Origin of the sequence: Rheinheimera texasensis DSM 17496, assembly GCF_000711985.1 — a bacterium.
Taxonomy (GTDB): Bacteria; Pseudomonadota; Gammaproteobacteria; order Enterobacterales; family Alteromonadaceae; genus Pararheinheimera; species Pararheinheimera texasensis.
The window spans coordinates 21,746-47,796 of sequence record NZ_JONU01000007.1 but is presented as its reverse complement, the minus strand read 5'-3'; the positions used below and the strand labels follow the sequence as shown (position 1 = coordinate 47,796).

General features: G+C 50.9%; 25 protein-coding genes. 4 read left to right on the top strand and 21 right to left on the bottom strand.

Translation table 11 applies throughout. From position 1 onward, the window contains the following. Positions 1–48 precede the first annotated feature (48 nt). Positions 49–957 (top strand): universal stress protein UspE, encoded by a 909-nt coding sequence (uspE, locus tag Q399_RS0100330; RefSeq protein ID WP_031564265.1) that lies wholly within the window; start codon positions 49–51, stop codon positions 955–957. Between the two features lie 96 nt (positions 958–1,053). Further along, positions 1,054–1,986 carry a tRNA 2-thiocytidine(32) synthetase TtcA gene (gene ttcA, locus Q399_RS0100325; RefSeq protein WP_031564264.1) on the top strand — a complete coding sequence of 311 codons (933 nt, stop codon included), beginning with the start codon at positions 1,054–1,056 and terminating at the stop codon, positions 1,984–1,986. A 53-nt stretch (positions 1,987–2,039) separates the two neighbouring features. Here the strand turns inward: ttcA and Q399_RS0100320 are convergent, their stop codons facing one another. The 9 genes from Q399_RS0100320 to Q399_RS0100280 all read right to left on the bottom strand — a co-directional run bounded on the left by Q399_RS0100320 (position 2,040) and on the right by Q399_RS0100280 (position 12,147). Next, entirely contained in the window at positions 2,040–2,456 is a 417-nt protein-coding gene (locus Q399_RS0100320; RefSeq protein ID WP_031564262.1) for a hypothetical protein, read from the bottom strand. 5 nt (positions 2,457–2,461) lie between these two features. After that, positions 2,462–3,832, bottom strand: coding sequence for a phosphohexomutase domain-containing protein (locus tag Q399_RS0100315; protein WP_031564260.1), 1,371 nt, complete (start codon positions 3,830–3,832; stop codon positions 2,462–2,464). 1 nt (position 3,833) lies between these two features. Continuing rightward, positions 3,834–5,252: a mannose-1-phosphate guanylyltransferase/mannose-6-phosphate isomerase gene (locus tag Q399_RS0100310; protein WP_031564258.1), complete on the bottom strand. Its 1,419-nt coding sequence runs from the start codon at positions 5,250–5,252 to the stop codon at positions 3,834–3,836. Positions 5,253–5,342: 90 nt separating this feature from the next. Next, positions 5,343–6,038 carry a hypothetical protein gene (locus Q399_RS0100305; RefSeq protein WP_031564256.1) on the bottom strand — a complete coding sequence of 232 codons (696 nt, stop codon included), beginning with the start codon at positions 6,036–6,038 and terminating at the stop codon, positions 5,343–5,345. Then, positions 6,035–6,772 (bottom strand): tyrosine-protein phosphatase, encoded by a 738-nt coding sequence (locus Q399_RS0100300; protein ID WP_031564254.1) that lies wholly within the window; start codon positions 6,770–6,772, stop codon positions 6,035–6,037. The genes Q399_RS0100305 and Q399_RS0100300 overlap by 4 nt, the downstream gene beginning before the upstream one ends. After that, on the bottom strand, positions 6,769–8,955 hold the full coding sequence (locus Q399_RS0100295; protein ID WP_031564252.1) for a GumC family protein: 2,187 nt from the start codon (positions 8,953–8,955) through the stop codon (positions 6,769–6,771). The genes Q399_RS0100300 and Q399_RS0100295 overlap by 4 nt, the downstream gene beginning before the upstream one ends. Further along, positions 8,955–9,503, bottom strand: a complete 549-nt coding sequence (locus tag Q399_RS0100290; RefSeq protein WP_031564249.1) for a polysaccharide biosynthesis/export family protein — start codon at positions 9,501–9,503, stop codon at positions 8,955–8,957. Before Q399_RS0100290 ends, Q399_RS0100295 begins: the two co-directional genes overlap by 1 nt. Positions 9,504–9,512: 9 nt before the next feature. Next, positions 9,513–10,754: an outer membrane beta-barrel protein gene (locus Q399_RS0100285; RefSeq protein WP_031564248.1), complete on the bottom strand. Its 1,242-nt coding sequence runs from the start codon at positions 10,752–10,754 to the stop codon at positions 9,513–9,515. Continuing rightward, positions 10,744–12,147: an undecaprenyl-phosphate glucose phosphotransferase gene (locus Q399_RS0100280; RefSeq protein WP_245612793.1), complete on the bottom strand. Its 1,404-nt coding sequence runs from the start codon at positions 12,145–12,147 to the stop codon at positions 10,744–10,746. Before Q399_RS0100280 ends, Q399_RS0100285 begins: the two co-directional genes overlap by 11 nt. A 203-nt stretch (positions 12,148–12,350) precedes the next feature. On the opposite strand from Q399_RS0100280, the gene Q399_RS0100270 reads away from it, so the two are divergent. Both Q399_RS0100270 and Q399_RS0100265 read left to right on the top strand, forming a co-directional pair. Continuing rightward, a complete protein-coding gene (locus tag Q399_RS0100270) occupies positions 12,351–13,265 on the top strand; it encodes a hypothetical protein (RefSeq protein ID WP_031564243.1) in 915 nt (304 codons plus the stop codon). 245 nt (positions 13,266–13,510) lie between these two features. Further along, the gene (locus Q399_RS0100265; protein WP_031564239.1) at positions 13,511–14,272 is read left to right on the top strand and encodes a PEP-CTERM sorting domain-containing protein; all 762 of its coding nucleotides are present in this window, start codon (positions 13,511–13,513) and stop codon (positions 14,270–14,272) included. Between the two features lie 120 nt (positions 14,273–14,392). On the opposite strand, the gene Q399_RS0100255 is transcribed toward Q399_RS0100265, so the two are convergent. The 12 genes from Q399_RS0100255 to Q399_RS0100200 form a co-directional block, all read right to left on the bottom strand. Then, positions 14,393–14,818: a VanZ family protein gene (locus Q399_RS0100255; protein WP_031564237.1), complete on the bottom strand. Its 426-nt coding sequence runs from the start codon at positions 14,816–14,818 to the stop codon at positions 14,393–14,395. A 29-nt stretch (positions 14,819–14,847) separates the two neighbouring features. Beyond that, positions 14,848–15,723, bottom strand: coding sequence for a glycosyltransferase family 2 protein (locus Q399_RS20920; RefSeq protein ID WP_037045426.1), 876 nt, complete (start codon positions 15,721–15,723; stop codon positions 14,848–14,850). Beyond that, on the bottom strand, positions 15,720–16,319 hold the full coding sequence (locus Q399_RS0100245; RefSeq protein ID WP_051685632.1) for an acyltransferase: 600 nt from the start codon (positions 16,317–16,319) through the stop codon (positions 15,720–15,722). Before Q399_RS0100245 ends, Q399_RS20920 begins: the two co-directional genes overlap by 4 nt. 86 nt (positions 16,320–16,405) lie before the next feature. Further along, the gene (locus tag Q399_RS0100240; RefSeq protein WP_031564232.1) at positions 16,406–17,641 is read right to left on the bottom strand and encodes a hypothetical protein; all 1,236 of its coding nucleotides are present in this window, start codon (positions 17,639–17,641) and stop codon (positions 16,406–16,408) included. Then, positions 17,641–18,696 carry an acyltransferase family protein gene (locus Q399_RS0100235; RefSeq protein WP_031564229.1) on the bottom strand — a complete coding sequence of 352 codons (1,056 nt, stop codon included), beginning with the start codon at positions 18,694–18,696 and terminating at the stop codon, positions 17,641–17,643. Before Q399_RS0100235 ends, Q399_RS0100240 begins: the two co-directional genes overlap by 1 nt. Positions 18,697–18,713: 17 nt before the next feature. Next, on the bottom strand, positions 18,714–19,172 hold the full coding sequence (locus Q399_RS0100230; RefSeq protein ID WP_031564228.1) for a GDP-mannose mannosyl hydrolase: 459 nt from the start codon (positions 19,170–19,172) through the stop codon (positions 18,714–18,716). 11 nt (positions 19,173–19,183) lie between these two features. Then, on the bottom strand, positions 19,184–20,155 hold the full coding sequence (gene fcl, locus Q399_RS0100225; protein ID WP_031564227.1) for a GDP-L-fucose synthase: 972 nt from the start codon (positions 20,153–20,155) through the stop codon (positions 19,184–19,186). Between the two features lie 76 nt (positions 20,156–20,231). Beyond that, positions 20,232–21,353, bottom strand: coding sequence for a GDP-mannose 4,6-dehydratase (gene gmd, locus Q399_RS0100220; RefSeq protein WP_031564226.1), 1,122 nt, complete (start codon positions 21,351–21,353; stop codon positions 20,232–20,234). Further along, positions 21,350–22,630, bottom strand: a complete 1,281-nt coding sequence (locus tag Q399_RS0100215) for a WcaI family glycosyltransferase (RefSeq protein WP_031564224.1) — start codon at positions 22,628–22,630, stop codon at positions 21,350–21,352. Before Q399_RS0100215 ends, gmd begins: the two co-directional genes overlap by 4 nt. Before the next feature lie 12 nt (positions 22,631–22,642). Further along, positions 22,643–23,689, bottom strand: coding sequence for a glycosyltransferase family 4 protein (locus Q399_RS0100210; RefSeq protein WP_031564223.1), 1,047 nt, complete (start codon positions 23,687–23,689; stop codon positions 22,643–22,645). Beyond that, positions 23,682–24,776 (bottom strand): glycosyltransferase, encoded by a 1,095-nt coding sequence (locus Q399_RS0100205; protein WP_084164026.1) that lies wholly within the window; start codon positions 24,774–24,776, stop codon positions 23,682–23,684. Before Q399_RS0100205 ends, Q399_RS0100210 begins: the two co-directional genes overlap by 8 nt. Further along, positions 24,769–26,049 (bottom strand): hypothetical protein, encoded by a 1,281-nt coding sequence (locus tag Q399_RS0100200; RefSeq protein ID WP_157836192.1) that lies wholly within the window; start codon positions 26,047–26,049, stop codon positions 24,769–24,771. The genes Q399_RS0100205 and Q399_RS0100200 overlap by 8 nt, the downstream gene beginning before the upstream one ends. Between the last annotated feature and the right edge of the window lie 2 nt (positions 26,050–26,051).

Sequence of the window (26,051 nt, the reverse complement as noted above, 5' to 3'; positions counted from 1 at the left end):
AACTTAGCTACACTGAAATCAAATCTGTGAATGCAAAGGAGAATGATGATGGCAACTTATCAGGATGTACTGGTCGTACTCGACCCCAGCACTGAACAGCAAAAAGCACTGGACCGGGCCATAGAACTGGCCGAACACACTGCCTGTAAACTGACCGCCTTTTTATCCATCTACGATTTTTCCTACGAAATGACCACGATGCTGTCCGGCGAAGAGCGTGAGTCGATGCGTCAGGCGGTGATCACGGACCGGGAGATCTGGATCCAGGAACTGCTGCAGCAGGCGCGCCATAAAGGTATCGCCTGCAGCGCCAAAGTCGTCTGGCATAACCGGCCCTTTGAAGCCATAGTGCAAACAGTGACTGAACATGGTTACGATCTGGTGATTAAGGGCACCCACGACCATGACGTGCTCAAATCGATGATTTTCACCCCAACCGACTGGCATATTCTACGTAAATGCCCCTGCCCGGTGTTACTGGTAAAAGAACATGCCTGGCCGGAGCAAGGCAATATTCTGGCCGCGGTTAATGCCGGCAGTGAAAAACCGCATCACAAGGCGCTGAATCAGTTGATCATCCGTCAGGCCAAAGCGATGGCTGCGATGCTCAATGCCAAGGTCCACCTCGTTAACGCTTACCCCGGCACACCTATCCATGTGGCGATTGAGATCCCCGAATTTAACCCGGTCGAGTACAACGACAGCATGCGGCATCATCATGTCGACGCCGCAAACGCACTGGCGGGTCAATTTGATATCACCAGCGACGCTGTGCATGTGCTCGAAGGCATGCCAGAGGATGTGATCCCGCGTATCGCCAGGGAGCTGGATGCTGAGATGGTGCTGATTGGCACTATAGGCCGCACTGGTTTGTCGGCCGCGATTATCGGCAATACGGCAGAGCACGTAATAGACCGGCTGGACTGTGACGTACTGGCGCTAAAAACCGAACACTAGATTTGGCGGAAAAACCCGGCCCGCTTGCCCGAAAGGGAATTGGCAAGCGGCGCTGATCCGCTATAATGTGCGCCTTTTAAAAGTCTGGGTAGCACAATGTCACACTCCGCCGAAGCCAAAGCGCAATACAATCTGAACAAACTGCATAAAAGACTGCGCCGTGGCGTTGGCCAGGCCATTGCTGATTTTGGCATGATTGAAGACGGTGACAAAATCATGGTCTGCCTGTCTGGAGGCAAAGACAGCTATACCCTGCTCGATATCCTGCTGAATCTGCAGCAATCAGCCCCCATCAGCTTCAGCATTGTGGCGGTCAATCTGGACCAGAAACAACCCGGTTTCCCAGCGGAAGTACTGCCAAACTATCTGAGCAGCATTGGGGTAGATTTTAAAATCGTCACAGAAGATACCTACTCCATCGTCAAAGAAAAAATCCCGGAAGGCAAAACGACCTGTTCTTTATGCAGCCGCCTGCGCCGTGGCATTTTGTATCGCACTGCCAAAGAACTCGGAGCCACCAAAATCGCGCTCGGTCATCATCGTGACGATATGATTGAAACCATGTTCCTGAACATGTTTTACGGCGGCAAAATGAAGTCGATGCCTCCTAAGCTAATCAGTGACAACGGCGAACATATCGTGATCCGGCCTCTGGCGTACTGCCGGGAAAAAGACATAGAAAAATACTCGACCGCGCGCGAATTCCCAATCATCCCCTGTAACCTCTGTGGTTCACAGGACGGATTACAACGCCAGGTGGTCAAAGAAATGCTGCAGGACTGGGATAAACGTTTTCCGGGCCGCATCGAAACTATGTTCCAGGCCATGCAGAACATCGTACCCTCGCACATGGTTGATAAAAACCTGTTTGATTTCGCTGCAGTCAGTAAAGACCGCGCTGCCGAATTTTCCGGCGATACCGCGTTTGACAAAGAATCTGTGCCGGCGAAACCGGTCGGATTATTGGAAGAAGACGACGAAGAACAACAAAACGGTGTGGTCGTTCAGCGGTTGGAAATAAGCCTCTGAGGACGAATTGTAGATGCCGTGCAACAGAGCGATTCGGTTGCACGGTATTCGGACTATAACTCTTTAAACCAGCCCCAAATCCCCAACGAGAAATCTGCAAACAGGTCTATTCCTAGCGCGGATTTCAGTAAATACAGCAACAATAAGCCCAGCACTATGCTGATGATCAGCAGCACACTGACCAATACCGCTTTGACCAGCAACCCGGTTTTATGGCTGAGATGTTCACTGCGCTGACTACCCCGGATATTACGCCCGGCAACCAGCACGTAATAATAGCGCCAGCTGCCAAGGCCCAGGGTACCGCGTAAATCAAGCTTGTGTTTACCCCACTGCCGCGCACCAAGTGCGACACGTAAATAACTAAGCTGAGCCTCAGTGAAGCTCTGCTGCACCTCCGACGGCATCCGCTCCAGTAACTTCTGGATAGCGGGGTCCTTACGAATATCGTCGCTGGGTGCAGCCGTCATTAACATCAGCCTTGTTGCAACAAAGCCGACAATTCGGCCGTTTTTGCCTGCATGAGTGCGATGTCGCCCCGGCTTTCCACATTGAGCCGTACCAAAGGCTCAGTGTTGGAACTGCGCAGATTGAAGCGCCAGTCGGCAAACTCCAGACTGATCCCGTCGGTAGTATCCAGCTTGTCAGCCAACGGCTGATACAGGGCCAGAATTTGCGCCAGTTTGGCTTTAGGGTCAGCGATAGTGAAGTTGATTTCACCACTGGATGGAAAGGCGGCAATGCGCTCTGCAACTAAGGCTGACAGCGGCTTTTGCTTCACGCACATCAGTTCAGCCACCAGCAACCAGGGGATCATGCCACTGTCGCAATAGGCAAAATCGCGGAAATAGTGGTGTGCGCTCATTTCACCACCATAAACCGCATCTTCCAGCCGCATCCGCTCTTTGATAAAGGCATGGCCGGTTTTCGACTGGATAGCTTCGCCGCCGGCGTTGTTGACCAAATCAATAGTGTTCCAGGTTAAACGCGGGTCATGAATAATACGTGCGCCCTGATGCTGCTGTAAAAAGGCTTCCGCCAGCAGACCAACAATATAATAACCTTCGATAAACTGGCCCTGTTCATCAAACAGGAAACAACGGTCAAAGTCACCGTCCCAGGCCACGCCAAAGTCTGCCTGATGCGCCAGCACCGCTTTGGACGTATCGGCGCGGTTTTCCGGCAACAATGGGTTTGGAATACCGTTTGGAAAGGTGGCATCCGGCTCGTGATGCACTTTGATAAACTGCAGCGGTAAGCCGAGATCAACACAACGCGCTTCCAGCGCATCGACCACATGGCCGGCAGCACCATTGCCAGAGTTCACCACGATTTTCATCGGGCGGAACAATGCCGGGCGAATGTAGCCCAGCAGGTGACTGACGAAATCCGCCAGCACGGATTGCTGCCGGTACTCACCACGTCTGGCAACGGCCACAAAATCGCCCTGTTCCGCAATGGCCTTGATTTCATGCAGACCACTATCGCCGCTAATGGGTTTGGCGCCCTTCTGCACCAGCTTCATGCCGTTGTAGTCCAGTGGATTGTGACTGGCGGTCACTTCAATACCACCACACACACCTAAATGAAAAGTCGCAAAATAGACTTCTTCAGTGCCGGTCATACCGATATCGATGACATCCACACCAGCGTCCATCAGGCCATTAGCCAGCGCTAACTTCAGGCTTTCGGAAGTCGCGCGGACGTCACCGCCGACCACCACAGTTTTGGCCTGTTGGTACTGACCAAAAGCGCGGCCGATGCGGTAGGCAACATCTTCGTCTAATTCGTCGCCAAGCCGACCACGAATGTCATATGCTTTGACGCAAGTAATTTTCCGGTACATCTCAGGCCCGCCCATAGCGGTCTTCAAACCGCACTATGTCATCTTCTCCCAGATAAGAGCCCGATTGCACTTCAATCAGCTCCAGCGGCACTTTGCCCGGGTTTTCTAGTGCATGCACTGCAGTAATTGGAATATAAACCGACTGATTTTCGGTCAGGTACTGATCAACGCCATCAATGGTCACTTTGGCGGTGCCTGATACCACAATCCAGTGCTCAGCGCGGTGATGGTGCATCTGCACCGACAACTTCGCGCCGGGTTTGACCGTGATACGTTTAACCTGAAAGCGCTCGCCGTTATCGACTGAATCGTATTTACCCCATGGCCGGTACACTTCTCGGTGGAAAGTCACTTCAGGCCGTTGCCTGGCTTTGAGCTGCGCGACTATGTGTTTCACATCCTGCGCCTGATCTTTATGAGCGACTAAAACCGCATCCTTGGTACTGATCACAACTAAATCCTGCACGCCGACCGTGGCGACCAGCTGTTGTTCGCTGCGCACATAACAATTTTGACTATTCTGTGACCAGACATCACCCTGATGGCTGTTACCGTCACTGTCTTTACCGCTGACCTGCCAGAGTGCGGCAAAGCCACCGACGTCGTTCCAGCCGGCCGCTAATGGCACGACCACCACGCTCTCAGGCTCATCCCGGCTCAGCGGTTCCATAATGGCGTAATCAATCGAATTATCCGGACAGACTTCAAAAGCGGCTTTTTTCACCCGGACAAAATCTAAATCGGGGCTCAGTTCTGCCATTGCCGCAGTACAGGCCGCCAGCATTGCCGGCTGGTATTTTTGCAGTAACGCCAGATAGCGATCCGCGCGGAACATAAACATACCGCTGTTCCAGTAATAGTCGCCGCTGGCCAGATACTGCTCTGCTGTTGGCAAATTAGGTTTTTCGACAAAGGCGTCTACCTGATAAGCACTGCCCGTACTGACACCACGGCGGATATAGCCATAGCCGGTTTCCGGCACTGTCGGCACTATGCCAAAAGTCACCAGTTTACCCCCGGCGGCTAAGGGTTCAGCTTGCTGTACCGCAGCGCGAAACGCCGCTTCGTCTTCAATCACATGGTCAGCAGCCAACACCAGTAACAAAGCGTCAGGCTGTGTCGCTATCGCTTGTAATGCTGCCAGAGCAATAGCGGGTGCGGTATTGCGGCCAACCGGCTCCAGCAAAATTGAGGCACCGCTGATCCCTAACTGGCGAACTTGCTCAGCGGCAATAAAACGATGGTCTTCGTTACAGATTAACAATGGTGCATGATGCGCCAGACCTTTCAGGCGCAGCAATGTTTGCTGCAGCATCGTGGTGGCACCTGTCAGTGCCAGAAATTGTTTTGGATAATTGCCGCGTGAAAGTGGCCATAAACGCGTCCCTGAACCACCAGCCATAATGACGGGAATAAACATGGTTTTGTCCTGTATATACGAATATTAAAACGAGTCTGTCGAAAGCCTGGTTGCCTGTCAAACCTTGTACCTTTCAAGTATCCAGGATGGTCAGTTGGCAGGACACAACTGGCGCTGCACATCTGTCCAGATGCTTTGAGCAGCCAGCTTTTTTCGCAGATAAATACATTGCTGGCGCTCCAGCTGATATTGCTTAATCAATCGCACCGTATTGTTTTGCAAGGGCCCGCCCATAGCGGCCGCGACCCGGGCAAACACAGCTGCCTTTTGCGCCACACTCAATGCATGCCAATTTGAAAACGCGACTAATAAAATCTTTTCGTGTACTTCGGGCAGATATGCACCATGTTGCTCAGCCAGCTGCAGCTGCCCCCACGCGTCCGCCAGCCGCAGTTGCACAGTCGCCAGAAAATAGCCGTAATCGGCATAAGCCACCGCCCAACTGGGGCGCTGAGCGATAGCATGCTGATAGATTTGTTCATTTCTGCTGATGATTTCTGTCGACAGCTGACCGCTAAACCAGGCCCATTCGGCGATTTTTGCTGCCATCAGCTGATAGTGTGGATTCTGTGGTTGCCAGTGCAGCGCAGCACTGATTTGTTCCTGCGCACTTTGTAGTTGCGCAGCTTCTGGTTTACCGGATGATTGTTGCCATTGCTCTACAGCATAAGCCGCCGGAAAATAATAAAAGCTGGCCACACCGGATTTGATCACAGGCCACATCAGGGCCAAGAGCATGCACAACCCACTGAGGATCAAGCCACGGCGCAACAGCAAGCGGTTCATGCCACGTCCTTAAAACGCAGTGATTGAGTGATAAGTTCCGGGTTATGTACCGACAGTTCGACGGCATATTGCTCATCGGCCAAAGCGGTCAAACGTTGTACAGCAGCACTCAGTTTCGGCGGCCGCCGATCGACATTGTGGCAATCGCTCGCGACGACATGAAACAGCCGCTGCGCGACCATATATTCAGCACATTGCTGATGCCGCGCGCCCAGATCCCCAAGCAAAGAACTACCGGTTAGCTGAAACAGGCAACCGGCGCGCTTAAGCGGTGCAAGACACTGGAAATTGGCCTGAATGTCACGATTACGCTCTGGGTGGGCAATCATCGCGATGACATCATGCCGTGCCAGCCATTTCAGTAATTTGTCGGTGCCAGCCGGGACATGGCTGTGCGGTAATTCCAGTAATAACACTTTTTGGCCTTGCCAGACGCCGAGAAAAGGTAATAAACCCATTTCCAGCGCCGGCATCAGCTGGTCTGTCAAACGTACTTCGGCGGCAGCTGAGATTTCGATTGGTAACTGATGGGCCGCAATCAGCTGTCTGACATCCTGCAGCGCCGCCTGAATTGTTTGCGGCTTGTTGTCAAAATACCCGGGATTGATATGCGGCGTAGCCACCATCCGGCTGATGCCGTCGGCCACTGCTAATCGCAGCAGCGCGAGCGTTTCTTCCGCAGTAGCTGCGCCGTCATCCAGACCGGGCAATATGTGACAATGCAGATCAATCATTCCTTGTCCGTGTTTTCCGCGTAATAACGGTAATAACCAAAGTTACCGTAATAACGCTCGGCAAGTTTTAAATCAAGATCATTTAACACCACACCTACGACCCTGGCGTGCGCATTGACCAACTTCGCTAATGACAATTGGATCAAACCAGAACGGGTTTGGTCGGCACGCACGACCATCACAGCACCATCGACCTGAGTGGATACAACCAACGCGTCACTGACCGCCTGCACCGGCGGCGTATCGATAATGATTTTCTGGTAACGGCCACGCAGCTGTTCCAGCAATTCCGGCAACTTATTTCCCGATAGTAACTCCAGTGGATTTAATGGAATAGAGCCAGCTGGCAGGATATCGATGCCTGATTGCTCGTCGGTGACAATACAATCATCCAAGTTTTCGGTCCCGGTCAGATAGTTGGCCAGGCCTGGTTGAAATGACGGCACACCAAAGCGCTTGGCGATAGTCGGTTTGCGCATATCCGCATCAATAAGCAGCACAGATTCCAGCTGTTTAAAGGCAAATGCCAGGTTGCTGGCAACCGTCGATTTCCCTTCTTCCGGGATAGAAGATGTCACCATCAACACCTGCAAAGGCCGGTCTAAACCAAGCAATGACAAGCTGGTGCGCACAGAGCGAACCGACTCAGAGAACTGACGGGCGTCTTCAGCGAAAAACACCCGGTTCATTTCAGCCATAGGTTTTTTGCCAACGATTTTTGGCACTATGCCCAACGAGCGTTGCTGCAGGATAGCCTCGACTTCACGTGTTGTTTTGATTGTGTCGTTCAGCGATTCCATGACAAATGCGACGATCACCCCAAAACCGACCGCAGCGACAAAAGCCAGCACCACAATTAACTTTTTATTCGGCTTAATCGGGTCTACCGACGCAACCGCTAAATCAGTAAAACGTGCCACAGCAGAGTTAAAGTTACCGGTCACTTCGGTTTCTTTTTGCCGTGCCATAAAGGTATCAAACAGCTGCCGGTTCGTTTCTACTTCACGGGCCAAACGCTGATACTCCGCCTCTTTACCACTTAAATCCTGATACTGACCTTTCGAGCGTTGCATCTCAGCTTCGAGCGCCGCCAGATTTTGACTGACGGTATTGGCTTCTTCCGAGATACCATTGATTAGTTTCTGAATTTGCTCATGCAGATTTTGCTGGATAGTGGTCAGTTCTGAGCGTGCTGAAATTAACTTCGGATGCTTGGGGCCATAAAACTTGCTCAGTTCTGACACCTTGCGCTCTGCGGAAATGACTTCAGCTTTCACTTGCTGCACACCCGGATGCGCAGTAATTTCGGGTAAGGTTTCGAGCCGGCTCATGTCCTTGGCACCAAATTGGCGGACCGCCCGGACAAAACCATCAATTTGGGCTTTTTTACTGCGCATCAGCGTGATTTCAGCACCGAGGCGTTCTAATTCCTGGCTGCCGAGACTACGGACGCCGGCAACATCAACCAGGCCCTCACGTAACCGGAATTCCTGCAGGGCCTTTTCTGACGCATCCAGCTGTAAGCGCAATTCGCCCAAGCGGCCACCTAACCAGTCATTGGCTTTTTGGGTAATGCCCATTTTGGCCGACAACTGGCTGTCGATGTAGGCTTCACCAATCGCATTTGCAACATCGGCGGCTAATTGCGGGTCATTGGCTTCGTAAACAATATTCACCAGCTGGGTTTTACGCACAGGTTCAATCGACAGGCGCTCAACAAAGGCGGAGACTAAGCGCTCCCGATCGCGTAACTGCTGGACTTCTGCTGACACTTTTTCGCGATTATTGGCAAGAAAAGGCATCAACTGCTGAATACTGTCGCGCAGGCCCGGTTTTGCGATAAATTCCGGATGTTTAGCCAGCTGCAGTTTGTCGATCACAGTCTCGGCGATGCTGCGCGATTTGAGGATCTCAAATTGGGTCAGGTAATATTCCTGCTGGCCCGAATTGATCCCGTACACTTCCTCTATCTTCACGGCTTTGGCTTGCTGCGCTTCAATCAGCAACGTCGCTTTTGAACTGTAAACCGGTTTCATATTCAGCACGACAAATACTGTCAGTGCTGACACTAAAACTGCCAGAGCTAAAATGCGCCATTTCGCCCGACTAATAACATTAAAATATTTACGTAAATCAATTACTTCCTCAGCGGAGGCCTGAGTTTGCTCTGGGGTGATTGTCATCAGAAAAATCTCTGTTCAATAGTCACAGTGTCGCCAGCGCGGATTTTGCTGTTCAGATCTGCCGCCAGCTTATTTGCCTTGTCTCCTTCACGGGCAACAAAGATTTTCTCTTTCGATGCACGCTCGGTCAGCCCTCCCGCAAGAGCAACTGCCTGATCAATGGTCATCCCCGGTTGGTAAGGGTAACCACCTGGCTTTTTCACTTCACCATGAATATAAAATGGCCGGTATTGCACCATGCCAACAAAAACATTGGGTTCAACGAAATAATCGCCTTTAAGGCCGTCATAAATCCGCTGTTCCAGCTGCTTTAATGTCATCCCGGTTGCTTTCACCGTACCCAAAAACGGATAGTTTAACGTACCGCTATCCGTCAGCTGAACATCCAAATCTAATTCTGGTTCACCGAAAATTTTAATGCGGATCGCATCCCCCGGGCCTAAAACGTAGTTGTCAGCGCCCTCTGCCGCGACAGGTTCAGCCTGCTGCGCGAATGCAGCCAGACTGAACATCAACACTAACACTAAGCTCAGATATCTCATCAACATCAGTTTCCTTTACAGCGTCATTTGTACATTCAAACCGTACACAGTCCGGTCATAAACGATCACTCCCAACGTGGATGACCGGTCTTCCAGATTGACAAAACCTTTCAAAGTTAACCAGCGCAGCGGCTTCATCTCCAGCTCACCGGTAATAATTTTGCGGGTATCCTCACGCCCCAGCACCGAATTGGCCTGTATGACGCGGTTGTACTCGTCGGTTTGATACTCATACGCCAGCTTACTGGTTAATTGCTCTGACCATTGATGATTCCAGCCGATGGCATAGGTCGTTTCAAGGATATAGTCAGAGTTAATATTCAGTGCGTCTATGTCTTTCGCCCGACGGCCAGTGGAAAAATCAAAACCGGAATAGGTCAGCGGTAACCACTGCACTATGGCCTCCCAGGAGAAACCATTAAACTTTTCCCGCGCTGCCAGATCAAAATCTTTATTTTGATAACCGAGCTTCAGAATACCGGTCGTCAGTGCGGAGATGTCCCATTCTGCACCTAACCGATAGTTGTTATCAGTGTTATTGCGTGAACCGGATAAATCTTCTGTTTTAAAATTGATGTCAGCGGTTGAGAGTTCCGCCACCAGCTTGAAGGCGCCAGGCGTCTGATAAACAAAACCACCGCCAATTTGCCGCGAATCAAAATCACGGTATTGCGTCAGATCGCGGAAGTTTTTGTAGTCTTTGTTGTAAAAACGCGTATTGGCGCGCAGTTTACCGATGGAACCGGAACTGCCGTATTCGTACTCTGCGTTCAGCGTTTGCGCATTAAAGCGTGTTTCCTCAGCTTGCAGGTTGCCACGACCTTCCGAAATCCCGGTGCCACGGTCTTCATGCAACCAGCTGTTGTTCGCTTTCAGTTTCAGATTATGCGAACTGGCTGGAGACAACTTCGCTTCGGCATCCAAATAGCCATCGGTAAAATTGTCGGCACTGCTGTCAAAATACACGGCGTTTTTCGCCGCTGCGGCAAAACTATAACTATTCGGGCCATCAATGAGATTGGCTTTCAGTGTCGGGGCTAATGTGGAAACCCAGCTGGAAATTGTGGCATTTGCATCCCTGACCACGTTGTCATCATGTTTCAGCTCCGCCTGCAGCGATGGAATGAAATCAATACCGGACTCAGTCCGAATCACCCCTTCCTGCTCCTGCGCCTGTACCAGACCCGATACCAGGACTAAAGCAACACAGTTCAGATGAAACCCAGTTTTACGACCTACCACTGTTTTAATACACATGCTGACCACTAAATCCCTTAAATACTGTTTTGAAAATTATCTTGATATCAAACCACAACGACCAATTACGGATGTAATACAGATCATATTCAACACGCTTTTCCATTTTATCCAGCGTGTCCGTTTCACCACGCCAGCCATTTACTTGCGCCCAGCCGGTAATGCCGGGTTTTACTTTGTGTCGCAGCATATAAAACGACACCTGACTGCGATATTGCTCATTGTGTGCGACCGCATGTGGCCTTGGCCCTACGACTGACATCTGCCCCAGCAACACATTTAAAAACTGTGGCAGTTCATCCAGCGACGTCCGGCGTAACATCGCGCCTAAAACTGTCACTCGCGGGTCATTGCGACTGGCCTGCACTACCGTATCAGAATTCTCCATGACTTTCATGGTACGGAACTTAAACACGCCGATTTTCTTACCATCCAGACCATAACGATCCTGCACAAAAAACACCGGGCCTTTTGAAGTCAGTTTGATGGCTATGGCAATCACAATCATTAGTGGTGCAAGCAATAACAGGGCAAACAGGCTGAAGGCGATATCAAAGGTGCGTTTTATATAGTTCTGCACACCATAATGCGGCGACTCGAAGACGGAAATGGTGTCGATTTCACCGACACTACTCAGACGGCCATGCATCATGCTCATCAGCAGGAAATCTGGCACCAGGTACACATTTAGTGTTGTGTCGCCGAGTTGCTCCACAATTTGCTGGATGCGTTTATCCGCATGTAACGGTAATGCGATGTAAAGACGGGAAATCACCCCAGATTGTGCAGTCATGACGGATTCAGTAACGTTACCGAGCAACAATCCGCGATACTCAGCCGGAAAACGTTCCATCTCACGGTCGTCAAAAAAGCCAATGCATTCAAAGCCAAGCTCAGGATGTTGCTTGATTTCGTGGTACAGCTGAATGCCGCGAGGTGTCAAACCCACAATCGCCATCCGTTGTAAATTAACACCATGTTCGACCTGAATTTTGCGAACAGTGCGAAACACCAGCCGCCAGCTCAACATCAATAATGCAGAACTGCTGTACCAGGCAACGACCACGACCCGGGAGAAGGTCTCACTGACCTTAAAGAGAAACAACACACTGAGCATGCCGGCAAAGCAAATCGCCAGCAGCAGGCAGACCTGCCATAACATGTATCTGAACTGATTGATGCGCCAGGGACGGTAAAGCTGCAAGGCTTCAGCGATGTATGAAGCGCCGGCAATGTGCGCCAGCAACAATATCAGGTAGTTTTTATCAAAAGGCACACCGTACAACTGACAGCAGAGCAATAAGACTGCGATGTAAATCGTGATATCTAACAAGCGGTGTATAAAGGCGAAGCCGTTATCTGCAGACTCAAAATGACTGGACTTTTTCGGCACGCTATCTTCCATGAATAAGTTGTATCGAGACGTCACTGTGCGATTCTACCCCTGAAAACAACAGCTTGCCAACCGAAACTTACCTGTTCGGCACCGATTGGGCCCAGGCCCATATTGCGATCAAATAACCACAGACTTTCGCTAAACTGTGACAATGTTATGATATCAGTCAAATCCCCTTCGCCACAGATGGCCGCCAACAGATGCAGAAATTTCAGCTGTTACCTCTCCTGCTGTGTGGTTTTTTGGTTTGCAGTTGCAGCCAGCAACCGGACAATAAAGCACCACGGGCAACCGATGATCAGGCCCCAGAACAACAGCTCAGTACGGAAATTGCAGAGACGTCCGGATTAGCCTGCCTCAGAAACAACCAGTTTCTGACTATCAACGATTCAGGCAATGCGGCGACTGTGTATCAGCTCGATGCCTCAGGCCGAATCATCAACAGGTATGCAACCAACGGCCGCAATCAGGATTGGGAAGCACTCGCACTGCATCAGGGCCGGCTGTGGATTGCAGATATCGGCAATAATAGTGGCCAACGGGCGACATTGGACTTATACCACGCGCCGATACCTCAAGGTCAGATCAAAGAGTTGATGGTGGACAGGCTTGAGTTACGTTATCCGCAAGCGCCAATGACAAAGCCGTCGTTTTATCAACATGAACTGGATGCCGAGGCTTTAGTCAGTACCGGCGATTCTCTGCTGATTTTTTCAAAAAACTGGATCGGGCTACAAAGCCGCGTATACGCCGTTGATACCAACGCAAAAGCCAGCACATTAGCGCAAGTCGGCGTAACCAGTGCTTTGCCCGGAGTGATCACTGACGTCGCCTATTCTGCGCAGCAGCAGGTCTTTGTCGTCGCCGGCTATGAAAATTTCCGCCTCAACCCGCTGACGTTTATGCTGAGTGGCGACTTTGCACCATTTATCGCTGTTTTGGACGCTAAGTATCAGTTAATCACCTCAGTGCAGATCCCGACTGGTGGTCAGCTTGAGGCGGTTTGTCTGGATGACACGCAAAATATCTGGTTATCACAGGAAAGTTCGTCACATCACAAAGCAAAAATGTGGCGTTGGGGGGCGTTGTCGACACTACTCAGCGCAACAGATTAAAAAATTTCACAAATATAAACATATTTTTCCGCGTATCAGACCGCTATAATATTGTAGTGTGTATGTGTTTCTGGCAGTCTGAAGTGAAACATCACGCCTTTGTCAGTTTTGTTTACATGTACCTGATTTTACCAGGAATTAAAATCCACTAAATCAATGACTTATCACCTATGGCATGTTAATTGCCTAGACAATAAGTAGTGAGATTTAAATCTGTCACAGGAGTGTCCGGAGTGAGCAATCAAATGTATAAAGCATTAATCGTAGTCGCGGCACTGGCCGCAGGTCAGGCAAGCGCAACTTTAGTCACTAACGGCAGCTTTGAAAGCAATCCGGATTCTGCAATTGTCTATAACGGCAACGCACAAAACAAACCAATCAATTCATTCGACGATTACGGCACGCTGGGCAAAGGCTACAGCTGGGCTGTATCAGCGTCTTTACCAGGCTGGACAGTGTTTTACGGCCCAGGTGTAGAGACGCAGTTCAACAACACCTTAGGTTTTAATGCTCAGGATGGCAGCCGCTATCTGGAGTTGGACACTCACTTTAACTACAGCACACCTGGCAACAGTAACTCTGGTATTTTCCAGCAATTAACTGGTCTGCAGGTTGGCGCCACTTACGAACTGTCTTTCTGGTACCGTTCACGCACCACCGCAGCAGATGATAACGGCTTAGGCGTTTACTGGAAACCAAACGCAGGTTTACTGAATCAGGCCAGCTACATCAGCAAAGTCGATTACGATGCACAAGCCGGTAACGACAAAGCCTGGACGCAGTACAAAGTAACGCTGGTCGCTTCTGCCAACCAAATGGTGTTGGGTTTCGGTGGTTTAGGCGACAAGCTCTATAATGCCAATGCAGCGGCAAATGGTAACGGTAAAGGCGGTTTACTGGACAACGTCAGTCTGGAATTCGTCTCTGCTCCGGTTTCAGCACCTGCCACTGTCGGCCTGTTCGGTCTGGCAGCGCTTGGTCTGATGCTGCGTCGTCGCAAAGCATAATTAAACCGACAATAAAAAAAGGAGCCTTGATGGCTCCTTTTTTGTTTGCCTACTTCTTCATGCTGCCTGCAGCGAACAACCTGTGCCGCACATCTGACGCTGACACTCAACCGGGCTGACTCAGTCCTGGTACACCGGCGAAGTCAGGCTCAACAACGAATACCAAACTGCAACCGCCAACAGAAGACCGGTGACAGACATCAGAAAATCATCTAAAGATGCTGAACGATAACTCAGCGTCGACTGAAACCATTCATCCGCCGCGTAGGCTACTGCCACCAGCAGAAAACAGCCAGCTTGTGTCAGTCTGCGGCGACGATAGATCCGCAACAACCAGCCTACACACAACGGCAGGAAAAAACCCAGCAACAGATGCATCGCCTTATCGGTACCAAACAGTTGCTCAATCTGAGCAACAACCGGATCGCCGACCAACAAATAACGGGTTGCCCAGATGCTTAGCAGGATCAACAGGAAAATACTGACTAACAGATCCAGCACAATCCGGCAGCGGTGCAAAAACTTTCGCAGGCTCAGATATCGCATTACAGGTTTCCCTTGAGACCCGGCATGGCTCAGGCCTTATGCTGATTAAGCAGCAGCCATAAGCGTGGAAATCGCCGCCCCATCACTGCTTTGAAATACAATAAAGGCCACAAAGGACCGCCGTGTTCGCGAATAAAAAATAACCATTCCGACAATGGTGGGCATTTGGTCGGTTTGTGCATCCAACCGACCCGGACCGATAGTGGGATGGCTGGGTCTTTAATTGAACCTTTTACCGGATTTAACTCACAGGCACCAAACAAACCGGGCGCTATCCACAGTTGTAAACCGGCCCGGCGCAGCCGGATGCTGTAATCGAAATCGCCCATGCTGTGGGTGAAACGCTCTGACAAAATGCCGATTTTCTCTACCGCAGCGGCCGGCACCAGACATAAGTTGCCGTTGACGTAATCACAGCTTAACGCTTGTTGTTGCGGTACCACTACCGCGCCAATCGCCAGCGGTAACCAGGGATAACGTGCACAGCGCCCACCATAACTGAGCCGCTGCGACTGCGGGTCCTGCATGGTTCCAACCACTGCCCCGACCTGACTCCCGGTCTGATGTTGCTGGTCAGCACAAGCCACCAGCCGGCTCACAGCGTCCGGCAACAGCGTCACATCGTCATTCAGCCACAAATAAAAATCTGGCTGGGTTGGGATCGCCCGTTGCCAACATAAGCGCATCCCACCGTTCCAGAATAAATGCCCGGAGCCGCTGATAAGCTGAACCTTAGGAAACTGAGCCCGCACAGCCTCAGCGGTGCCATCGGTACAGCCATCGTCAACCAGCCAGACGTCCAGGCTCAGATCAGTAAATTGCTGCGCAAACAACGAAGCGAGGCAAGACAAAGTCTTCGCCTTGCGATTATGACAAGTCAGTAAAACAGCAATGCGGCGTGTCATAACATCCTCAGCACTTTTGCCGGCTGCCCGCCGGCCAGACAGCCCGGCGGGATGTCGCTGACCACCACCGAATTGGCGGCAATCACTGCGCCTGCACCAATAGTGACCCCTTTGAGCACCACCACATTCATGCCAAGCCAAACCTGATCACCAATTACCACCGGCGCACAGGCCCCCGGCTCACCGCGCTGGCGCGCTAAAGCGTCCAGCGGATGCCGGTCGGCATCGGTAATAGTCACATTAGCACCGCACATCACGCCATTGCCCAGCGTGATCTGTTGCTGCGCAGCAATCACAGTACCGCTGAAGCCACAACCATCACCGACTTGCAGCGTCGCGCCTGCGGTTGCACTGAAAAAACAACGACGGTTCAGCCCAATAGTGTTTGAGGACGGCGCAGAGCGAAACACTAAATCACTGCCCAGCAGAATGCGGCCCTGCGGATGCCGGACGAACCGTGCCAGACCATAGAAACAAGCAGGTCCCTGAAACTCCAGCCCCCACAACCAGCCATAACCGCGCATCAGCAGGCTGCTGACGACACGCGAGACCCGTTGCTGTAGCAGAAAACAGCGATAGACCAGAACACCTTTCACACCTGCCCCTTTTGATTTGTCTGTTCTCAGGCAAACACCTTGAATTGCATCAACATTATCATAAAACTATGGCTGAAGTCCGACCCTTATCTGCCGGAAAAGCCAGCCTGCGTCTGTAACGTTTGCTGGCATTGCCGGAGGATCGGAATAGCGACTACACACTCCCCCAGCAACATGGCCAGCAGAGCGCCATAAATCCCACCAGCATAAAGGCCAAGCAGTACCAAAGGTACAGTAGCCAGACTGGCGCGCCAGGTTACGCTGGCTAAAAAATGAAATTGATCAAAGGCTTGTAACAAAGTGCTAGCCGGCCCCCGTAGACTGCGCAATAACGCTGCCAGCGCGACAAAACCACCACAAGCAATAAAATGTGGCAAGGTCAGCAAATCCGGCCACAGCCATGCTGGTGCCAGCCATAACAATATCAGTATCGCCAGCAGATTCAGCAAATAAGCCCAGGCACTAAGCCAAAGAAACGAGCGCCAGATCCGCTGTAAACCAGGCCAATCCGCTGCGGCAACAGCCCGCGCCAGCCGCGGCCGCTCGATCTGCGCCAGACTGCTTTGCACTAAAGTCATCGGGCGCAAAAACAACCCAGCCGCAGCGACAGGCGCCAAAGCCGCCGCACCCTGCAGCAGTATCAACACATATTGATGAAAATTGGCAGTAACTTCGACGGTGACAACGCCTGCGAGCGCCGGTTTGCCTTGCTGCGCGTACCCGGCAGACCATAAACGCCCATCTGGTTCTGTCTGGATCACAGTCCAAAGCAGCCGCCCGGCGGGCAACAAACTCACTATTGCAGCCAGCAACAGCAACTGACTCAGGCTCCACAACGATACTAAGCCTTGCTGCCACAGCAGCGCCGCGCCCGGCAACGCCACCAGGCTAAAACTGAGATCTGCCAGCATCACCTGCTCCGGCGCGTCATTTTGCTGTACACAGCGGCAAAACCAGCGCAGCAGCAACAATGCAGCACTGAGCGCCAGCAGCACGATGACATCGGCGGCAATGCCTTGCTGCAAAAGCAATAAGGCCTGCACTGCAGCACCAAGCAGCGCCAGTAGCAGCGCCAGTCGTAACATCGGGTTGAGTCCGCCAGCAGCAACAGTACCGTCGCGTGCGGCGATCAACAAAGGCGCGCCAAACAGCGCATTGATGAGGCTATAACCAAAAGCCTGAAACAACAGATAAAACGCAAAAGCCCCATACTGCTCTTGGCTACCCTGCAGCAATAACAGATAACCCAGCACAAAAGACGACAAGGCATAAGCTGCATTGGCAAACAATGCCCATAAGCGGCGGTCTTGCCAGAGCGCCATCAGCGCCGACCTACCAGCAGCAGATTGAGCAGCGGCACTGGCCGCACCAACAAGCGGTAAACGTGACATAACAGATAAAACAGCACAAACGGCAGGCTCATCAGCAGGATATCCCAGGCAGGTTGTTGCACCAGTTGATACCAGTACTTGCCCGCCAGCGTCAACAATGGTTCATGCGCCGCAAAGACAAAAAACACTGTGTCACTGCGCACGCCTGCCGAGGCGCCGGGGGACTGCTCTGTAGTACCGGCGATGCGCAGAGCCAGGTTCCAGACGCAAAGCGTCCCCACTAAAATCGACACAGGCCGTGCCCATGACAAATCAACAGGTACCGCAAAAGCTGCAGCTAGTACCGAACATCCAATCAAACCAAACCAAAGCAACAAGCCCCAGCGATAACTAAGTTCCGGTAGTTTCAGGCTAACACCTTCCAGCGCGGCCACAGCGCCCAGACCGAAAAACACCACTGATACCAACGCCGGCTGAAACCACGGCCATTGCTGGAACAGAAATAAGGCAATCAACACCAACGCAAAAGTCAGCCGCAGCAAGCACCATAGCAAGTAAAACAGCGGTGCCAGCAAGGTCAGGAATAATAAATCGCGTATAAACCAGAACTGATAAGCCAGCGGATTGCGCTCAATGCCAATAATCAAAGCGATAAACTCGGCCACTGAATCTGCTTTAGCACCCGCAGGATTATTCACCCAATGCGCCGGGCCAAATCGCAACAGCAGGTTATAGGCGCAAAACAGCAACAGCCCCCACACCAACAGCGGAAGACCAAGCCGCAATAGCCGGTGCTGTGCCAGTTGTTGGTAAGCCCGCCAGCCGGTTTGCCAGTGTCGGAACAGCAGATAAGCGGCGCAGAAGAAAAATAACGGCCGCGCCACGCGCAGGGTTTGTTCCAGCACCAGCCACAACGATGATTGCGAAAGCCGCAGCAGTGGCAAGGTGTGTAACATCAACACCGCGAGGAGCAATGGCACCCGCAAGCGATGAATGGCCTGACTCACCGTCGGGCTGAGTGCAGACTGCGGCGCTGCGCCTGGCATCAGAGCATATCCATCAGTCAGCCCAGATATGCTTTGGTATGCGGATGCACCCGCGCGTCAGCCAACAACTCAGCAGCGCTGAACCAGCGATAGCGGCCATGTTGTTGCTGCGGCAACGCCTGTAAATCGTTGAGCCGATCACCAACCGCCAGCTCGTAGGCGATGGCGACATAATGCGTCGACGGGCTCTCGCCAAACACAGAATCACTGTAAAAATGGTCAAAAGGCCGCAGCAACTGTGCATCCGCCAGCGCAAAGCCGATGCCAAGCTCTTCCCGGGTCAGGCGCTCAAAGGCGCTGCTCAGGCTTTCCATTTTGCGGATCCGGCCACCGGGCACAAACCAATATCCCTGCGCCGGCCGGTTCATCCGCTCTCCCAGTAAAATCTGGCCCGCGCCATTTCGCACAATCAAATCGAGCGACACCAGCGGCGTCGCGTCGATGACAGTGCTAAAAACGCTATCGGATAAAAACATCAGCGCCTCCGTCAGGCCCGGAATGAATCCTGATTGGCCAAAAACCACTGGTAAGTGCTGGCAAGGCCTTGTTCCAGCGAAGTACCGGCTTTCCAGCCGAGCGCCGCCAGCCGGCTGACGTCCATCAGCTTGCGCGGTGCACCGTCGGGCTTACTGGCATCAAAGGCAATACGGCCCTGGTAACCCACCACTTTTGCCACCGTCTCCACCAGCTCGCGGATAGTACAATCGACACCGGTACCGACGTTAATGTGGCTTAGCATGGCTTCGGTATGCTGCTGATAAACCTCACCATCCAGATCCATCACAAATACGCTGGCCGCTGCCATATCATCGACATGCAGGAACTCGCGCATCGGTTTGCCACTGCCCCAGGCCACTACTTCTTCTGCGCCAGCCAGTTTGGCTTCGTGGAAACGCCGTAACAGCGCTGGGATCACATGGCTGTTTTGCGGGTGGAAATTGTCATTCGGCCCGTACAGGTTGGTTGGCATCACTGAGCGGTAATCGCGGCCAAACTGGCGGTTGTAGCTTTCACACAGCTTAATCCCGGCGATTTTTGCCACGGCATAAGGCTCGTTGGTTGGCTCCAGCGTGCCGGTAAGCAGCGCCTGCTCTGTCATAGGTTGTTCCGCCAGCTTAGGGTAAATACAGCTGGAACCGAGGAACAACAACTTTTGCACACCGGCCTGATGGGCGCTGTGGATGATGTTGCACTGGATCATCAGGTTTTCGTAGATAAAATCCGCCGGATACGTGTTGTTGGCGACAATACCACCCACTTTTGCGGCCGCCAGATACACCTGATCGATTTGTTCTGCGGCAAAAAAAGCGCTGACCTGCGCCTGCGAAGTTAAATCCAGCTCTCGGCGGCTACGCAGCACCAGCTCATTGTGCGGGTTTTGCTGCAATTGCCGCACAATGGCAGACCCCACCATGCCGTTGTGACCGGCAACAAAAATTCGGTTTTTCTTCACTGTCATGTTCTGTTCCATCGGGCCAGCTTTTGCAGCTGGCCGCGCCATGCAAAAAACGGCGTCGCGCCAATGTTAAACGCTATTATTCCAGCGACACGCTGACGTCATAACCATGTTGTTTTAACAAGGCGTGTTGTTTGGCCTTGTTCAGGTCGTGTGCCACCATCTCGGCGCACATCTCTTCGACGGTAATTTCCGGCACCCAACCGAGCTTTTGTTTGGCTTTGGTCGGGTCACCGAGCAACGTTTCCACTTCCGCCGGGCGGAAATAACGTGGGTCAACTTTGACGATGACATCACCGACTTTCACTTTCGGCGCCAGCGTGCTGTCTACTGCCGTCACTGTGGCAATTTCATTGACGCCTTCACCGCTAAACGCCAGTGTGATGCCGGCTTGCTGCGCAGTCATCCGGACAAATTCACGCACTGAAATTTGTTTGCCGGTGGCAATAACAAAATCTTCGGCATGGTCCTGCTGCAGCATCAGCCACTGCATCCGCACATAGTCTTTGGCATGGCCCCAGTCGCGCAGCGCGTCCATATTGCCAAGATAAAGGCACGGCTCCAGGCCATAAGCGATATTGGCAATAGCGCGGGTAATTTTACGGGTCACGAAAGTTTCGCCACGGCGTGGCGATTCGTGGTTAAACAAAATGCCGTTACAGGCATACATGCCATAAGATTCGCGGTAGTTCACCGTGATCCAGTAGGCATAGAGCTTGGCCACGGCATAAGGCGAACGCGGATAAAACGGCGTAGTTTCTTTTTGCGGAATTTCCTGCACTAAACCATAAAGTTCCGAGGTAGACGCCTGATAAAAACGGGTTTTCTTCTCAAGACCCAGCAAACGAATCGCTTCGAGTAAACGCAGAGTCCCCATCGCATCGACATCAGCAGTGTATTCCGGGCTTTCAAACGACACCGCCACATGCGATTGCGCGCCTAAGTTGTACACTTCGTCCGGCTGTACTTGCTGCAAAATACGGGTCAAATTTGACGAATCGGTCAAATCACCGTAGTGCAAAATAAAGTTTTTGTTTTCGATGTGCGGGTCCTGGTAAATGTGGTCCACGCGCTGGGTATTAAATGAAGACGCGCGGCGTTTAATGCCGTGCACGATATAACCTTTTTCCAGCAGAAACTCTGCCAGATAAGAGCCGTCCTGGCCGGTGACACCGGTAATTAAGGCAACTTTTTGCGTCATCGTATAAATTCCTTACTGACTAATTCGACAAGGTCTTGAGCGAAGCGGCTAAGCACCTGCTCACTATTGATATGGTCGACGGCATATTGCCGTGCGATGGTATTGGTACTGCGGGTATCTTGTGCCAGACACTGGCGCAGACCGTTGATAAAAGCATTGCTGTCTTCCGGTTCAATGCAGTGATAAATGCCGGGCACACGCCGGGCCAGCTCGCCCAGTTCAGTGTCTTGCTCTGCAGTGACCAGTGCATGGCCGCCAGCGGCCAGAATATTGGTCAGCTTTGACGGTAACACGGCATCAGCCACGCCTTTTTTCTGCACTACTAAATGCACGTCGGTCATCACCAGAATTTGCGGGACTAACTCCCAGGCCTGCAGCGGCTTAAATTCAACGTTGGTTAACCCCCGGCGGGCGGCCTCTAAGGCAAGAGTGTCGCGATAAGCGCCATTGCCGATAATGACAAACTTCACCTGCGGCTGGTCGGCCAGTGCCGCTGCTGCGTCCAGCACAATCTCAAGCCCTTGTTTTTGGCCGATATTGCCGGAATACAGCACTATTTTATCGTCGCAGGCATAACCCCACTGCGCCCGTAACGCGCTGCTATCCACCGCCGGATTAACAAAACCTGTATCTGACCAATTTGGGAAAAACAGCAATTTGTCCTTCGCGACGCCCTTCTGACTGGCTTTGGCCAGCATGCTGTGCGAAATCGACGACACTTTGTCAAAGCGGTTCATCAACCAGCGCTCAATACCCAGAATCAGGCGTTTTTTCGCCGATGGCTGCGAAGGAGCATCAGGCGTTGGTGCCAGACTGTCCTTGCCAGCCATACCGAGGCCGAACATCGCGTCGACCTCAAAATCCTGGATATGCAAAACGGTTTTGGCGCCGGTCAAAAGGCTATAAATCAAGGCACCGGGCGCGCAGAATAAAGTAGGCTGCACCAGCATCACCACATCGGGTTTTTCGCGCAGTAACGTGAGCAAACGGCCAAAAGAACTGAGCGCAAAGCTGGCGAGGTGCACTAAACGCTTTAATGTTGTGACTTTGTTTGGCACATACAGCGGATTACGCAGCACCCGCACCTTACCTTGTTGTTCCGTGCAGTAAGCATTGCTAAAACCGGCATGCACTTGCCACTCCGGATAATACGGCGGCGCTGTCACCACCAGACAGTCAATCCCTTGCTGCGCAAGCGCCTGCACCATCTCACCATTGTATTTACCAATCCCGGTCAATTCCGGAGCGTGGTTGATGCTGTAGAGTAGAAATTTCACGGCGACCTCTGATTAAATCCTGAATAACCTTACCAATTCTTCCCTGAATGACGCAGCTGAAAAATTTTGACTTCTCTCAAACGCTTTGTGTTTTAACAATCTCAGTTGATTGCGATCAGCATCCAGCAATTGCAATCCGGCGAGTAAACTATCTACTGATTTGGCTTCAATAAATAACGCAGCGTCACCAACAGTTTCTGGAATACCGTTATGCCGGGTAGTGACGATTGCACAACCACAGGACATGGCCTCCAGAATGGTCAGCGGAACCCCCTCTGTCGGATGGTGTGTTTGCAACACAAAAATATCAGCATCTTTTAGCAACTGCTGTTTTTCTTCACCATCAATCAGACCTGGGAATGTCAAAAGCCCTCGCTGCGCCAACGCCTTAGCACTGGCAGTAATGAATTCATTCCCTGCACCGCACAACACAAATTCAAATTGCTGCGTCTTTGCTGCTAATTGCAAAAAGGTGTCAACGCCTTTTTCTGGCATTAATCCGCCAAGAAAAACTACTTTGAGCTTTTGGCTGTCTGCACGCGGGACTGGCATCACCGCTGGTAACTCGCTGAAATTTCCAAGCACTTTGACTCGCTCTACCGCAAAGCCCAGCTGCTGCAGCTTTAACCGCAGGTCCTCAGTCAACACGATGTTTAAAACCGCAGCCGACAAATAACAGCGAGCTAAACGAGGGTATTTGAGACAGGCACTGAGCACACCATAACCATGCCAATGCAAAATGATTTTTTTTCTGGACAATCGCGCTGCCAATAGCAGCGGTAAGAAACGTAACAGCCCCATCAGGGTCTGCCCTGGTGTCATGTAAAGAATGCCAACACCCATTTGCAGCCACAGCCCTTGCCACAGCAATTTAAACATTCGTAACAACTTTACGATGTTGACCTGGCCTACGTCGTTGACACTGTCCACGATGCAACTATTTAGAATGGACACTTCAAAGCCGGCTTGCTGCAACATGCCTTGCACTTGCAAATTCATTTTGCCTTCACCGGTTACCGGAGGCGGAAACTGGCCAATCATCAGCACTTTTTCAGCCATGCAGGCGCACCTCTTCAATCAATGCCAGATAGCCTCTTGCCATAGCCTCGTAGGTGTATTTTTCTAAAACCTGTGCTGATAGTTCAGCAGACTTCGCCGCCCAAAAATCGCGCTCCAGATAAAACGCCATTAAATGCCGGGCTAAATCCTCCGCGTCGTCAGTACGGAAAAAACGTCCATTCACGCCTGGCATAAAAGCTTCAATTTCCGGCGCATGGGGCTCATGTTCAGAGATCAGCATAGGACGGCCAAACGACAACGACTGCGTGATCGAAAGTCCTACATAACCTGGCGAAACTGAGCAAACCGCGCCTTTATAGAGCTCGCGCAGAAATGCGTAATCATTGTTGTGACCATGCAATAGGACACGATCACGGAACGGGCTTTGTGCAAGTCTTTGCTGCAACGCTTCCAGCTGATCGCCCGCGCCGACAAAATGCAAACGAGAGTCAATAAGTCCCTGTTCACAAGCCAGTAAAAATGCGTTGAGCAGCACCAATGGTTTTTTCTCTGCAACTAAGCGCCCTACATAGAGAAAGTCACGGCCTGCCTCGTTGAAATGTGTGACCTGATCGGCATAAACCACCGAATTTGGCGCGTAACCACTAATGGTTGATTGACCGACGGAAGTAGCCCTGAATGCGTCCATCTGGCCTTTGGTATAAAACAGAGCACCGTTGGCCAGTTTGAGCATGAGCTGTCTGGCACTAAAACGCTTTTGCTCACCGGCACGATTTAACAGATGACCCCACACCACCGTCTTTCCGCGCTTTAGCAAGCGACTGCTGAGCAAAGACAACCAACTGGTAATACAACGGGGATTGAGTTCTACCACTCTGATGTTACTAGTAAAAATATCTTTTGAATAACTTGGCCAAACCTGTAGAAGCGCTCTTCGGCCTAAGAAATAGTAATTCTTAGATCTAAGAAAATATTTTAGCTCCCAAACATCATCACAAGTACTAACCGAAGAAAAGTACTCTTCACCGCACACGATTTTCACAACTGAATTAACCGCCAAACTTTCAAATAGTCCAACGCGATAGTCAGGGACAACTGCCTGAACAATAATCAGATTACTATTCATCGTTTCGCGCTCGATTTTGTTCGTACAACAATGGAACGATTAAAAAAACACCAATCACTAGTGAGCTAATTCGAGAACCAAATGGATTAGCGATAACTGTAAGGGGAAGATATGCAAAAATAACGGAATTATAAAACACAAAGCTCTTTGATGGTGGCACAATATTCGCACTAATTAATCGGCAGCTTGCTATTACACTCCTAAAATATACAAATGGCAAAGCACAACCAAATACAAGCCCTGCAGAATAAAATGAATACACCCATGAAGAGTGTCCAGCAACCCACGGCCTCAAGTCTTCCAAATACCACAAAGGCAGTATTTGTGATAAATCTGAGAAATAACTAGAGTCCCAATAATACTCAGACCCCATACCAGCACCTGTCAGGAATTTCAGAGGATCTTCAACAAGAATATTAAATTGAGCCGTATATTCAGCCAGTCTTGTATATGTAGTTGGATCAAAACCGAAGTCATCCGTCAAACCGAAAAGCCTGTAGCTCCAAAAGTCAAAAACACCTGGTTTAATATATCCAACTAGTGGGATAGCAAAGAAAGAAAATACAATCAAATATTTAGCTGAGCCAAGCAATTGGAGCCAGATGGTTGATTTAAAGCTCCGCCTCGCAAATAGAATAAAAAACAACAAGATCGAAAACGGCACAAGTAGATAGTTCCTTGTTACACTCACAGATATTACAACAAGCGAAAACAGTATCAGAAGCACGCCCTTTAGTTTATTTCCATCGCTACTGAAAATATATGAAAAAGCAAAAGCAAAAACCAAAGGAAGCAACGGACCTACGATTTGATGCCTTAATAAATTGATATCTCCGCCAATGATACCTACCTGATAAATCGGGGTCCACACTACAGAAGCAATAGCCGAAACAAAAAAACATGAAAATAAAATACTTAACCGAATTCCTTTTGAGTAAAGCAAAGCGACTAAAACCATGGACATCCCACACAGTAAGAAAGGCAATACAACCCTAAAGTACTGTGCCAAGGGAACCGAATTTATAAACGCGCTCAAAATTGTAAAAAATAGGAAAGCCCACCACACTTTTATACTTGTTTTTGCTGATGTAGGAATGTTATTAACAGTCGCCTGCTTAGAACAAAAAAACAGAAGCAGCAAAAAGCTCAAACATGTTATAAGGATCAAAATTAATTGAGATACTCCGCCGCCATCATCTTCACCTTTAAAGTCAAATGCTAATGGCAGTAGGTACATTGAAAAAAGGATTATAATGAAATGTTCTTTTTTCATAA